This is a genomic window from Microbacterium profundi (genome assembly GCF_000763375.1).
Classification (GTDB): domain Bacteria; phylum Actinomycetota; class Actinomycetes; order Actinomycetales; family Microbacteriaceae; genus Microbacterium; species Microbacterium profundi.
This window is the reverse complement of record NZ_JPSY01000001.1, coordinates 605,599-618,467: the sequence shown is the minus strand read 5'-3', so window position 1 is coordinate 618,467 and position 12,869 is coordinate 605,599. Positions and strand designations below refer to the sequence as shown.

Below are 12,869 nucleotides of genomic sequence, written 5' to 3'. Positions count from 1 at the left end.
CTCTCAGTGTCGTTCGCGTCGCACGCGCCGACCGGAGATGCTCTCGATGTGGAACCGCAGCGGCAGCACGCGCTCAGCGCCAGCCCATGGTGCACGCCCGGCGGTCGTGGGGACGTCCTCGTCGCTCGCGGTCGAGATCCGTCCATGCATCAACACGCTCCACCCTGTCCCCGCGAGGTCGTCGTGATAATCGATCTCGAACGCGACCGGGGAATCCGCGTCGCCTACGCGTCTCAGGATGCCGTCGGAAGAGGTGTGCACGAGGACGTCATCGCCTGACACGGCGTAGTTGACCGGGAAGATGTGGACGCGCTCGTCTGCGACGAAGCCGATCCTCCCCACCGTCGTCGTGGTCAACAGCTCTCGGCACTGCTGCTCCTGCAGTTCGCTGATCATGTCTTCCTCCTCGATACGGATCGTTACCGGGCGTCTGTGGCCCAGCCTAGACTCGTAAGGTCATGACCGAAGCCCCTCTCATCGTCCCGTCCAACGCCGGCCCCCACACACCCGGGGCGCCGGACCAGGACGACCTTCTCGCAGGTCTCAACCCGCAACAGCTCGAAGCGGTCACCTACCGCGGCCCCGCGCTGCTGATCGTCGCCGGTGCAGGCTCGGGCAAGACCAGCGTGCTCACCCGCCGCATTGCCTCGCTGCTGCGAGGCCGAGAGGCATGGCCGAGCCAGATCCTCGCGATCACGTTCACAAACAAGGCTGCGGGAGAGATGCGCGAGCGCGTCGTCGATCTCGTCGGCGATGCCGCGCGCGGCATGTGGATCTCGACGTTCCACTCCGCGTGCGTGCGCATCCTGCGACGCGAGGCTGACCAGTTCGGATTCACCAAGTCGTTCACCATCTACGACTCCGGCGACTCGCGCGCGCTCATCAAGCGGCTGGTGAAGGAGCACGAGGCCGACGCCTACGGCCTCACTCCGGCAGCCACCCAATCGCGCATCTCGAAGTTGAAGAACGAGCTCTCCGACGCCGAATCGTATGCGCGCGACGCGAACATGAGCGACCCCGCGGAGCGGAAGTTCGTCGAGATCTTCGCCGACTACCAGCGACAGCTCCGCAGAGCCAATGCCTTCGACTTCGACGACCTCATCGGCCAGACGGTCTTCCTGTTCCGTGCGTTCCCCAAGGTCGCCGACACCTATCGTCGCCGGTTCCGGCACATCCTCGTCGACGAGTACCAGGACACCAACCACGCCCAGTATTCGCTCATCCACGAGCTCACTCGCCCCGTCTCAAGCGACACGCCGGATCCGTATGCCTCCAACGGCATGATGATCTTCGAGCCGTCGCAATCCGACCCGTCCGCACCAGAGCTGGAGGGTGCATCGCTGACCGTGGTCGGCGACTCCGACCAGTCGATCTACGCCTTCCGCGGGGCCGACATCCGCAACATCAGCGAGTTCGAGCGCGACTTCCCCGGTGCTCGCGTGGTGCTGCTCGAGCAGAACTACCGATCGACGCAGAACATCCTCTCGGCCGCGAACGCCGTGATCGGCAACAACTTCGACCGCAAGGACAAGAAGCTCTGGAGCGACAGGGGAGCGGGCGACAAGATCGTCGGCTTCACCGGCTATTCGCAGCACGATGAGGCGCAGTTCGTCGCGGATGAGGTCGAGGCACTCCGCCGCTCGGGCATGCCGTACTCGGAGATGGCGGTGTTCTACCGTACGAACTCTCAGTCGCGTGCACTGGAGGAGATCTTCATCCGCTCGGCCGTGCCGTACAAGATCATGGGCGGCACGAAGTTCTACGAGCGCGCCGAGATCAAAGACGCCATGGCCTATCTCATCGCGGTGGCGAACCCCGCAGACGAGATGTCGGTCAGGCGCATCCTCAACAAGCCGCGGCGTGGCATCGGCGACGTCACCGAGACCGCGATCGCGCGCTTCGCCGAGGATCACGGCATCTCGTTCCGCGAAGCGCTCTCGGTGCCAGAACAGCTCGGGGTGGGGCCGAAGATCCAGGCGGGCATCGGCCAGCTGGATGCCGTGTTGAAAGAGGCGACCGAGATCCTGCTGCCCGCATCCGGCGAGGTGCCGCCTTCGACCTCGGTCGCGGACGGGCTCAGCCTGCTGCTCGCGAAGAGCGGGTACCTCGATGCACTGCGCGCCAGTCGTGACCCGCAAGATGAGGCCCGCGTCGAGAACCTCGACGAACTGGTCGCCGTCACGCGCGACTTCGCCCGCAACAATCCCGACGGCACGATCGTCGACTTCCTCACCGAGGTGGCGCTGGTCGCCGACGCCGACGACCTGGACGACGAGTCCGGTTCGGTGTCGATGATGACGATGCACACGGCCAAGGGCCTGGAGTACGACGCCGTGTTCGTGACCGGTGTCGAAGAAGACCTCATCCCGCACCGCATCTCGGCGGGGGAGCCCGGTGGACCGCAGGAAGAGCGTCGGCTGTTCTACGTCGGCATCACGCGTGCGCGCAAGCGCCTGCATCTGTCGCTCGCGATGACCCGCGCCCAGTTCGGCGAGGTGTCGGTGGCGATGCCGAGCCGGTTCCTGCAGGAGATCCCTGGCGACCTGGTCGACTGGCGTCAGTCGCCGGGAGACGTGAACTCCCGAGGCGGCATGCAGTCGCGTGCGCTCAACGCGCGTCGCGGCGGCGGGTCAGGCAGCGGTGGCTTCGGGTCAGGCGGCGATCGCTTCGGCGTCAAGCCGCTGGCGCCGCGAGACACTCTCAAGCCGCTGTCGACGTCGATGGACAAGTTCCCCAACAAGGTCACCGGCAAGGTGCGCGACAACGGCGACCTCGAACTGGCCGCCGGCGACCGCATCCGTCATTCCGATTTCGGCGAGGGACGAGTGGATGCCGTCACCGGCGAAGGCGCGAAGCGCATCGCTCATGTGCGATTCGAGTCTGCGGGGCTGAAGAAGCTCCTCATCAAGATCGCGCCGATCGAGAAGCTGTAGAAGACGCTCAGTCGTTCGGCACCGCACCGGTCATGGTCGCCGCATCGCGCACGGCGTCGTCGAACCCGGCCGACTGCGACAGGCCCGCGACTCCGAGGCTGCGGCCCTGCGGGTCGCTCGCGATGACCCGCATACCGCGCGCACGGCACCAGGTGGCGAGAGCGGCGAGCATCCACACCGCGACGGACTGCAGCTGCGTCACCTCGGTGAGATCCAGAACGATGACGGCCGGCGAATCGCGATCGGCCGGGCGCGCCTCGAGCCACGAGTCGAGATCGAGCAGCAGTCGTTCGGCTCCATCGAAGTCGATGTAGCCGCGCAGACGCCACACCGCCAGGTCGTCCGCGTTCTCCTGCAGGATCTGGGTGGCGACAGCATCCTGTTCGGCACCGAGTCCTGCTGCGAGTTCGTCGTTCGCGGCCGTGACCTCCGCGGCCGAGAGCGTGAGCGGACGATGCAGCACGTGCAGGCCGAATCGTGTCGCGAGCTGCTGGGCCGCCGCGACGCCGCGCACGCTCGCACCGCTCGCGTCGAGCCTCGGACTGAACAGGCCCAGCCCGAACTCGCCCGGCGAGCTCGCGACGAGTCCGCCGGCGACTCCTGACTTCGCCGGGAGCCCGGCCCGCAGCAGCCATTCACCGGCGTAGTCGTACATGCCGCAGGTGGCCATGATCGTCATGACGTGCTGGCACGTCTCCGCGCTGGTGACGCGCTCACCCGTCACCGGATTCACTCCGCCGTTGGCGAGGGTTGCTCCCATCACGGCGATGTCGCGCGCCGTGACGAGCACGGAGCACTGACGGAAGTACGTGTCGAGAGTCTCCGCCACCGGGGCGGTGAGAGAGCCGGCGCCGCGCATGAGGTAGGCGAGTGCACGATTGCGATCGCCCGACTCCTGCTCGGAGGCCAGCACCGCTTCGTCGACTCTCAGATCGCGACCGGCGAACGCGCTCAGGCGAGCGAGGATGCGCCCGAAGCGCTCCTCGGGGGAGCGCCCCGTGACGAGCGACGTCGTCACTATCGCGCCGGCGTTGACCATCGGGTTCGGCGGGCGGCCGGTCCCGGCTTCGAGCTTGACGGAGTTGAAGGCCTCGCCGCTGGGTTCGGCACCCACTCGGTCGTGCACGGCGTCGAGACCCTGATCGTCGAGGGCGAGCGAATACACGAACGGCTTCGATGCGGACTGGATCGTGAAATCCACGCCGGTGTCGCCGCTCTCGTACACGCGGCCGTTCAGCCCGCACAGGGCGATGCCGAACTGCTCCGGATCTGCCCCGGCCAACTGCGGGATGTAGTCGGCGACCGTCCCGCGCCGGTCGCTGATGAGGCGGTCGTGCACGATGTCGAGGAACGACGTGACGATGTCAGAGAGCTTCTCCGGGGCGGCCATGGCCCCATGCTACGGCGCCGGCTTCTCAGCACATGCCAGAAGGGTTTCCCGGGTTCACGCGCGACTGAAGCCGGGAAATCCTTCCGCCACTGCGGTGAACGGACGCCACGGGACTCAGACACCCCACTCGGCCGGGTTAGGCTGATCGATATGGCACTGTTCTCCCGCCGCAAGAAGACCGACGACGCGTCCGAGTCGCAGACGCCGATCGAGGCGGAAGCTCCCGACGAGGTTCCCGAAGAGGAGCAGCCGCCCGCCGAGCCGGTACCCGAGATCGGCATCTCGGTGCAGGCGTTCCGCGGGGTCGGGGCGGCAGCAGGTCCCGAGGTCACGCTTCCCGATCCGGATGAGTCGGCGCCGAAGACTCCCAGCCCGATCGCGGCTCCGCGGCCGACGGCATCCGCTCCATCTGTGTCGACCGCGCCTGAGAAGCGCACGCTTCCCCTCGCACCGGCGCTGCCGCCGGCGCAGACCGAATCCGTTCCGGGTATGAAGGACAACGTGCTGCTGCGCACGGCGCTCGCCGAGATCGAGGAGGGGGCGTCGAACGAGCAGCTGATCGGCGTGCTGCGCCAGATGCTGCAGGGCCACCTCTTCCTGCGGGTGAGCGGCGACGCGCGCACCCAGATCAGCGAGGGCAAGCCGCTCTCGGTCGCGGTCGTCCGCGACGGCGAACGTGCGTACATGCTCGCGTTCAGCTCGGCGATCGCGGTGCGCGATTCCGTTCAGCGTGAGACCGATCCGACGGCGACATCGGCGGTCGCGCAGCCGGTCACCGCCGTGCTGCAGCAGGTCGTATCCGGCGGCTTCAGCGGACTCATCATCGACAACGCCTCTGGCGCGCACCGCGCGGTGTTCTCGATCGAGATCCTCACGAAGGCCCTGGAACAGGCCGACCCCGGCATGACGATCAAGTCGCTCCTGGCCGCTCCACGTGAGCAGGACACGGCGCGGAAGGTCGGCGACGCTCTTGCGAAGACCAAGGTCTGGGTCGCGGTCAACGACGGCACCGAAGGTGCGAAGGTGGGCATCGCCGAGGCGCACACCGCAGACGGCCGCCGCTTCCTGCAGGTGTTCTCGCACCCGCTCGAGGTCGTCGCGCTCGGTCGCGGCGACAAGCCCATGCCCTTCACCCCTGAGCAGCTCGCCAAGCTTCTCACCAGCCACGCGTCACTCGCCGGTGTGCTGGTCGACTCGGCGGGTCCCTCGCTCATCGTCGAACGTGATGCCCTCGCTGCCGTGATCGTGCTCGCGGTCGATCTGGGCGACTGACACTATCGCGCCCGTGCCCGCCCGATCTAGGGTCGGAGCATGGCTTCTGAGCGCGTGACGTTGACGGTCTCCGACCCTGAGGGGGAGCGGGAGATCGACCTCTCCAGTCCGAACAAGGTGATCTGGCCTGAGCCTTCGCCAGGCTCAGGGGGCATCACCAAGGCGGAGCTCGCCGAGTACTTCCAGGTCGCCGCCGTTCCGTTCCTCAACGCGAACGGCAACCGACCCGTCTCGCTCGAGCGCTTCCGCGCGGGCATCGGCGGGGAGAGCTTCTTCTCGAAGAATCCGCCCAAGGGCACTCCCGACTATGTCGATTCGGTGATGGTGACGTACAACAGCGGGCGCCAGCATCCGCAGATCGTGCTCAACCGGCCGAGCGCGATCGTGTGGGCGGCGCAGATGAACACGATCGTCTTCCACCCGTGGGCGTCGCTCGCGAGCGACACCGACAATCCGATCGAGCTGCGCATCGACCTCGATCCGCAACCCGGAACGGATTTCGCGGATGCCGTCGTGGCCGCGCACGGTCTGCGCGAGGTGCTGCGCGAGGCCGAACTCGAGCCGTTCATCAAGACCAGCGGCAACCGCGGACTGCATGTGTTCTGCCCGATCGAGCCCGCGCACGAGTTCCTCGATGTGCGCCACGCGGTGATCGCCGCCGGACGCGAACTGGAGCGACGGATGCCGAAGCAGGTCACAACGAACTGGTGGAAGGAGGAGCGCGGTGAGCGCATCTTCGTCGACTTCAACCAGGCGAATCGCGACCGCACGATGGCCGGCGCCTACAGCCCACGCGCGCTGTCGGCGGCGACCGTGTCGACACCGGTGGAGTGGGATGAGCTGGATGGCCTCGATCCGACGGTCTTCACGGTGCGAAGCATCCCTGCGCGTCTCGCGGATGTCGGCGATCCGTGGGCCGACATGCAGAAGTCACCCGGCAGGATCGACACGCTGCTCAAGTGGTGGGAGCACGATCTCGAGAACGGCCTCGGCGAGCTGTCGTTCCCGCCCGACTTCCCGAAGATGCCCGGTGAGCCCCCGCGTGTGCAGCCCAGCAAGATGGTCGCGGAGAACTGGGATTCCGAGGGGAACCGCATCGAGGAGTGAGTCCCGCGTGCTCCCGATCACCGCTCGATGATCACGCCAGTACGTCGGCGAGGTCGTAGCCGGCGACGGTGTCAAGCTGGTCGTACGTGCACGAGCGCGCATCGCGATCAGGACGCCACCGTTCGAACTGCACAGTGTGCCGGAAACGGGCACCCTCCAACTGGTCGTAGCGCACCTCGAGGACCCGCTCCGGCCGGAGGCGCACGAATGACACGTCTTTCGAACCGCTGAACCTGCTGCGTTCGCCTTCGCCCGTCACCGCAGCACCGTCCTCGTCGCGCTCCACGAGAGGCGCGAGTTCGTCGACGAGTTCCTGTCTGCGCTTGTCGCTCCAGGCGGCGACGCCTCCGACCTGGCGCAGAGCACCGCCTTCGTCGTACAGGCCGACGAGCAGCGAACCCACGCCGGATCCGGACTTGTGGATGCGATAGCCGAGGGCCACGACGTCGGCGGTGCGGGCGTGCTTGATCTTGATCAGCGTGCGCTTGCCCGGCGCGTAGGGCTGGTCGAGGGGCTTGGCGACGACGCCGTCGAGACCGGCGCCCTCGAACTCGGCGAGCCACTGCCTGGCCATGGCCTGGTCTTCGGTCGTGCGGGTGAGTTGGAGCGGATGCCGCGCACGTGCGAGCAGTGATTCCAGGCGTGCCCGGCGTTCGCGGAACGGTCTATGCTGCAGATCCTCGTCGCCTTCGGCGAGCAGGTCGAACGCGATGAACATCGCCGGGGTCTCGGCGGCGAGACGCTCCACGCGCGAGGCGGCGGGGTGGATGCGCTGACTGAGCGCCTCCCAATCGAGGCGCTGTGCGCCCGGTTCGCCGGTCGCGACGACGATCTCGCCATCGAGCAGGCAGGGTCCGGGGAGGATCTTCGGCAGAGCCTCGACGAGCTCGGGGAAGTAACGGGTGAGCGGCTTCGCGCCGCGCGAGCCGATCTCGAGCGTCTCGCCGTCCCAGGCGACGAGACCGCGGAAGCCGTCCCACTTCGGCTCGAACAGCATCCCGCCGCTCGTCTTCGCCGGGTCGGGAACGGATGCTGCGGCTTTCGCGAGCATCGGAACAGGGATCTCGTAGCGCATGCCTCCATCTTCGCGGTAGGCGCCTCACCGCGGAAGAGCGCCCATCGCAGATTGGTCTGGTGCTCCCAGCCAGACGTGCGATCCTGAGAACGATGAATGAAACACAGGGGCCCACCCCCGCCGGCACGTCCCGTCCATACCGCAACCTCTCCGAGGCGCTTCGCGCGCATCGCATCGACACGCAGAATCACGAGTTCATCACCGCGATCACGGATGCCGTCGGCGTCTCGTCCTTCATCGATCGTGGCCGCTACATCGAGGCGATCCGCAGTGGCGGAGGCACACCGCTGCACATCGGCAAGACGTACACCAACGGCTTCGCCGAAGACGAGCAGGTCACAGTCGGCGCGACCGTGCTGCGTCTGCGTCCGAGCGAAGGCCGCGCACCGTACTTCTATGTCACGCACCCGAGCGAGTTCCGACCCATCGCGGAGAAGGCGCCGGCTGCGCGTGCACCGCGCAAGACGGCCTCCACCGTCAGCGCGCCGCGTCCCACGAAGACGAACGAGCGCGACTACGGCACGTGCGACGTCTGCTTCATGGTGCGCAATGCATCCGGCGGGTGCGGCTGCGACTGAATCGTAGGCGCAGGGTCGGTTGTCGACGCAGTGCGATGCGCCCGCCTGGTCGCTGCGCCTGGGGCCGGCCCGCCTCAGCTGAGGTCGGACTGCAGCCGGCGTGCCTCAGCTCAGGTCGGACTGCAGCCGGCGCGCCTCAGCTGAGGTCGGACTGCAGCCGGCGCGTCACTTCGGCGATGGGCATCGATCGAGGGAAGACGGCGACCACCATGTCGTTCGGGGTCTCGTCAGCGGCATCGGGGAGAACTCCGTAGCGGCGGCGCACATCGTCGAGCGCGGACTGCAGCACAGCGGGGGCGACGCGCTTCGTGCCGCGCAGCAACTGGCGCAGCACGTGGTTGTGCACGGCTGTGACGAGGGCGGCGAAGCCGACCGCATCAAGCGGGTCGATGCCGGGAAGCGCACTGCGTAGATACTCGTCGAAGAGGCGTTCGTAGCGGAACACGGTCACGATCTCGCGCTCGCGCAGCGCCGGCACCTGCCGGACGACCTGATAGCGCAGGCGGGCGATCTCCGGATCGTGGGCGAAGTGGGCGAAGACGTGCTGGGACGCCTGGCAGACGGCCTCCCATGGATCGCGGTGCCCCTCGGCGAGGAAGGCCCGCACCTCCTCCAGCAGCACTTCGTGGTCGGTGAAGACGACATCCTCCTTGCCGCCGAACTGGCGGAAGAAGGTGGACCGGGAGACGCCGGCCGCTTTCGCGATCTGCTCCACCGAGGTCTGGTCGAAGCCCTGGGCGCGGAACAGGTCGAGCGCTGCGGCGACGACGCCGGTGCGCGGCTCTGCGGACTGATGCATAGCGAGAAGCCTAATGCTGGCGCGCACGTCGGGCTTGCGGGCGGGGTTCAGAACGGTGGTTCGGTGGTGGGGGCGTGAGGTGTCGGCTTGCTTTCATGCCCGGTCGGTGTGATGACCTGAACCGAATTGTCCGGCCGACTGCGGTAGATCGCTCGCGTGAGATGTCGATGCACGTGGTCGCGGGGACACAGCGGCCGGAGCTCGTCGATGTCGGTCTTGCCGCCGCTCGCCCATGGGGTCTTGTGGTCGATGTCGGCGTCTTGAGCGAGGCGGTTGCAGCCGTCTCTGGCGCAGGTGCCGTGTTGCAGGATGAGCCATTCGCGCTGGGCTTGAGTGGCGCGGCGGGAGCGGCGGTCCATGTCCACCACGACGCTGCGGATGGGGTCGATGATCACCCGGCGGAACGCCTTCGCATCGAGGAACAGTTGCTTCGCGGTGAGCGGGTCGATCGGGCCATGACCGACGAACTCGGCCTGCCGCGCCGCGGCGCGGCAGGCCCCGCGTTCGATGGGGATGGTGACGAAGATCTTCGTCTTGACTGCCTTGTCGGTACCGATACCGCGCAACCACTCGGAGCACAGGTCGGCGCGGATCTGATCACGCGTACGGCACTCGTCCGGATGCTTCTGCAGATGCTTGGCCGCGGACGTCAACCGGCGTTTCGCGGCGATCGCCTCGATCGTCGGGATGTACGCCATGAACCAGCTCATGCCGTCCTCATCCTCGTGGACGACCACACGACGCTCGCGCACCTTCCGGCCGTGACGCTCGGCCGCGCCGACCGGGTCGAGCCGATCGACCAGAGTGCGCAACCGGCGAGCGAAGGCCGCCGGCGGACACGACAGCGCCCACTCCGACGCCGCCTGATCGATCAACCGCATCGCCTCACGCTCGAGATCGAGCTCTTCCTCCGATGCACCGAAATCGGCCCGCACCCGTGCCAGAGCGCCGACGGTGCGACCGACGAGATACATCGACACGAACCCGTCCCTGGCCTGCTGCCACAGCAACGGAAGATGCGCCATCGCCTGCTCTGCCGTGAAAAGCACCCCACGCACGTACTCCTCCGAGCACCGCAACCGCAACGCGATATCGAACACCGCCGCACGCTCCGCCTGGCCCAGCGCATCCTTATCCGTCCCACGCACGTACACCTCGGGATTGCGGCGCGCCAGAGCGACAGCATCCGCAATCCTCGCCGACCGCCGCGCCTCATACCGATTCAGATCGACATCCGCACACTGCAGATCATCCAGCGCAGACTCCACGAAGAACGCGGCATCACGCGGCCGGTCATCCACATCGTCGAACCAAGGTTCCATGAATCCAGACTAGTTGAAAAATGCGACTAGCACAATGGTTATGGATAGAAAAAACGAAGATATCTACGAATCCGAGTGGCGAGCGGGTGAGACGGAGCGCTCAGACGGAGGTAGTAGGCTTTAGGACTGGTCGATGTCTCGACATCGAGATACTTTCCGGACCGAGACCCAGTGAAGGAAGCACAGTGGATCTGTACGAGTACCAGGCACGAGACGTTTTCGAGAAGTACGGAGTGCCGGTCCTCCCCGGTATCGTCGCGGACACCCCCGAGGAGGTGAAAGCGGCAGCAGAGAAGCTCGGTGGAGTGGTCGTCGTCAAGGCGCAGGTCAAGACCGGTGGCCGCGGCAAGGCCGGTGGCGTGAAGGTCGCCAAGAACCCCGATGAGGCGTACGAAGCCGCGAAGGCGATCCTCGGCCTCGACATCAAGGGGCACATCGTCAAGCGCGTCATGGTCGCTGCCGGCGCCCGCATCGCCGAGGAGTACTACTTCTCGGTTCTGCTCGACCGCGCGAACCGCTCGTACCTCTCGCTGTGCAGCGTCGAGGGCGGCATGGAGATCGAGCAGCTCGCTGTCGAGAAGCCCGAGGCGCTCGCCCGCATCGAGGTCAACCCGCTGACCGGCATCGACAAGGACAAGGCTGTCGAGATCGCTCGCGCTGCGAACTTCCCCGAAGACCTCATCGAGAAGGTCTCCGACGTCTTCGTCAAGCTGTACGAGGTCTACAAGGGCGAGGACGCGACGCTCGTCGAGGTCAACCCGCTGGTCCGCACCGAAGACGGCGACATCGTCGCGCTCGACGGCAAGGTGACGCTGGACGAGAACGCCTCCGAGATCCGCCACCCCGAGCACGAGGCGCTCGAGGACAAGGACGCCGCCGACCCGCTAGAGGCCAAGGCCAAGGAGTCGGGTCTGAACTACGTGAAGCTCGACGGCGAGGTCGGCATCATCGGCAACGGCGCAGGCCTTGTCATGTCGACGCTCGACGTCGTCGCCTACGCCGGTGAGAACCACAACGGCGTGAAGCCCGCGAACTTCCTCGACATCGGCGGCGGAGCATCCGCAGCTGTCATGGCAGCGGGCCTCGACGTCATCCTCGGCGACCCGCAGGTGAAGAGCGTGTTCGTCAACGTCTTCGGCGGCATCACCGCGTGCGACGCCGTGGCCAACGGCATCAAGGGTGCACTCGAGACGCTCGGCGACACGGCATCCAAGCCGCTCGTCGTGCGCCTGGACGGCAACCGCGTCGAAGAGGGTCGTGCGATCCTCGCCGAATACGCCCACCCGCTCGTGACCCTCGCCGCCACCATGGACGAGGGCGCCGACAAGGCCGCCGAGCTGGCGAACGCCTGATCTTCGACAAGCTCAGATACCGGATTTAAGGAAAAGGATTAGAGAAATGTCGATCTTCCTGAACAAGGATTCCAAGGTCATCGTCCAGGGCATCACCGGCGGCGAAGGCACCAAGCACACCGCCCTCATGCTCAAGGCCGGCACCCAGGTCGTCGGCGGCGTCAACGCCCGCAAGGCCGGCACCGCCGTCTCGCACACCGACAAGGACGGCAATCCCGTCGAACTGCCCGTCTTCGCATCCGTCGCAGAGGCCATGAAGGAGACCGGCGCCGACGTGTCGATCGCCTTCGTCCCCGGTGCCTTCACGAAGGACGCCATGATCGAGGCCATCGACGCCGAGATCCCGCTGCTGGTCGTCATCACCGAGGGCGTTCCCGTCGGCGACTCGGCCGAGGCGTGGGCGTACGCGCAGAGCAAGGACAACAAGACCCGCATCATCGGGCCGAACTGCCCCGGCATCATCACCCCCGGTGAAGCGCTCGTCGGCATCACCCCGGCGAACATCACCGGCAAGGGCCCGATCGGCCTCGTCTCCAAGTCGGGCACTCTGACCTACCAGATGATGTTCGAGCTGCGCGACCTCGGCTTCTCGACGGCCATCGGCATCGGCGGCGACCCGGTCATCGGTACCACGCACATCGACGCTCTCGCAGCGTTCGAGGCCGACCCCGAGACCAAGGCCATCGTCATGATCGGCGAGATCGGCGGCGACGCCGAAGAGCGCGCGGCCGACTACATCAAGGCGCACGTCACCAAGCCGGTCGTCGGCTACGTCGCGGGCTTCACCGCGCCCGAGGGCAAGACCATGGGCCACGCCGGCGCCATCGTCTCGGGCTCTGCGGGCACGGCTCAGGCGAAGAAGGAGGCCCTCGAGGCCGCCGGAGTCAAGGTCGGCAAGACGCCGTCCGAGACTGCTGACCTGATGCGTGCGATCGTCGAAGGCCTGTAACAGCTGATCTGCAACGAGAAGGCTCCGGGTTTCGGCCTGGAGCCTTCTTGCGTGTGTGAATGCTGTGGGTAACTGCCGCGCGGGCGGATGCC

Annotated in this window: 11 protein-coding genes; 6 read left to right on the top strand and 5 right to left on the bottom strand. The window is 66.8% G+C overall.

Annotation, left to right across the window (positions count from 1 at the left end):
* Positions 1-3: 3 nt before the first annotated feature.
* The gene (locus tag JF52_RS0102875) at positions 4-396 is read right to left on the bottom strand and encodes a pyridoxamine 5'-phosphate oxidase family protein (RefSeq protein ID WP_052166706.1); all 393 of its coding nucleotides are present in this window, start codon (positions 394-396) and stop codon (positions 4-6) included.
* 62 nt (positions 397-458) lie between these two features.
* On the opposite strand from JF52_RS0102875, the gene JF52_RS0102870 reads away from it, so the two are divergent.
* Entirely contained in the window at positions 459-2,933 is a 2,475-nt protein-coding gene (locus JF52_RS0102870) for an ATP-dependent helicase (RefSeq protein WP_033104960.1), read from the top strand.
* A 7-nt stretch (positions 2,934-2,940) separates the two neighbouring features.
* On the opposite strand, the gene glsA is transcribed toward JF52_RS0102870, so the two are convergent.
* Positions 2,941-4,323, bottom strand: coding sequence for a glutaminase A (glsA, locus tag JF52_RS0102865; RefSeq protein ID WP_052166705.1), 1,383 nt, complete (start codon positions 4,321-4,323; stop codon positions 2,941-2,943).
* Between the two features lie 150 nt (positions 4,324-4,473).
* Between glsA and JF52_RS0102860 the strand changes: the two genes are divergently transcribed.
* Together JF52_RS0102860 and ligD are read left to right on the top strand one after the other, a co-directional pair.
* Positions 4,474-5,595 (top strand): SseB family protein, encoded by a 1,122-nt coding sequence (locus JF52_RS0102860; protein WP_052166704.1) that lies wholly within the window; start codon positions 4,474-4,476, stop codon positions 5,593-5,595.
* 39 nt (positions 5,596-5,634) lie between these two features.
* Positions 5,635-6,702, top strand: a complete 1,068-nt coding sequence (ligD, locus tag JF52_RS0102855) for a non-homologous end-joining DNA ligase (RefSeq protein ID WP_033104959.1) — start codon at positions 5,635-5,637, stop codon at positions 6,700-6,702.
* A gap of 31 nt (positions 6,703-6,733) precedes the next feature.
* On the opposite strand, the gene JF52_RS0102850 is transcribed toward ligD, so the two are convergent.
* Positions 6,734-7,777 (bottom strand): ATP-dependent DNA ligase, encoded by a 1,044-nt coding sequence (locus JF52_RS0102850; RefSeq protein WP_033104958.1) that lies wholly within the window; start codon positions 7,775-7,777, stop codon positions 6,734-6,736.
* A gap of 92 nt (positions 7,778-7,869) precedes the next feature.
* Between JF52_RS0102850 and JF52_RS0102845 the strand changes: the two genes are divergently transcribed.
* Positions 7,870-8,355, top strand: a complete 486-nt coding sequence (locus JF52_RS0102845) for a hypothetical protein (RefSeq protein WP_033104957.1) — start codon at positions 7,870-7,872, stop codon at positions 8,353-8,355.
* Between the two features lie 136 nt (positions 8,356-8,491).
* Here the strand turns inward: JF52_RS0102845 and JF52_RS0102840 are convergent, their stop codons facing one another.
* Positions 8,492-9,154, bottom strand: a complete 663-nt coding sequence (locus JF52_RS0102840) for a TetR/AcrR family transcriptional regulator (RefSeq protein ID WP_033104956.1) — start codon at positions 9,152-9,154, stop codon at positions 8,492-8,494.
* A 47-nt stretch (positions 9,155-9,201) separates the two neighbouring features.
* The gene (locus JF52_RS0102835) at positions 9,202-10,476 is read right to left on the bottom strand and encodes an HNH endonuclease signature motif containing protein (RefSeq protein ID WP_033104955.1); all 1,275 of its coding nucleotides are present in this window, start codon (positions 10,474-10,476) and stop codon (positions 9,202-9,204) included.
* Positions 10,477-10,661: 185 nt separating this feature from the next.
* Here JF52_RS0102835 and sucC point away from each other — a divergent pair, with 185 nt between their 5' ends.
* Together sucC and sucD are read left to right on the top strand one after the other, a co-directional pair.
* On the top strand, positions 10,662-11,828 hold the full coding sequence (sucC, locus tag JF52_RS0102830) for an ADP-forming succinate--CoA ligase subunit beta (protein WP_033104954.1): 1,167 nt from the start codon (positions 10,662-10,664) through the stop codon (positions 11,826-11,828).
* Positions 11,829-11,874: 46 nt separating this feature from the next.
* Positions 11,875-12,777, top strand: a complete 903-nt coding sequence (gene sucD / locus JF52_RS0102825; protein ID WP_033104953.1) for a succinate--CoA ligase subunit alpha — start codon at positions 11,875-11,877, stop codon at positions 12,775-12,777.
* The last annotated feature ends 92 nt before the right edge of the window (positions 12,778-12,869 follow it).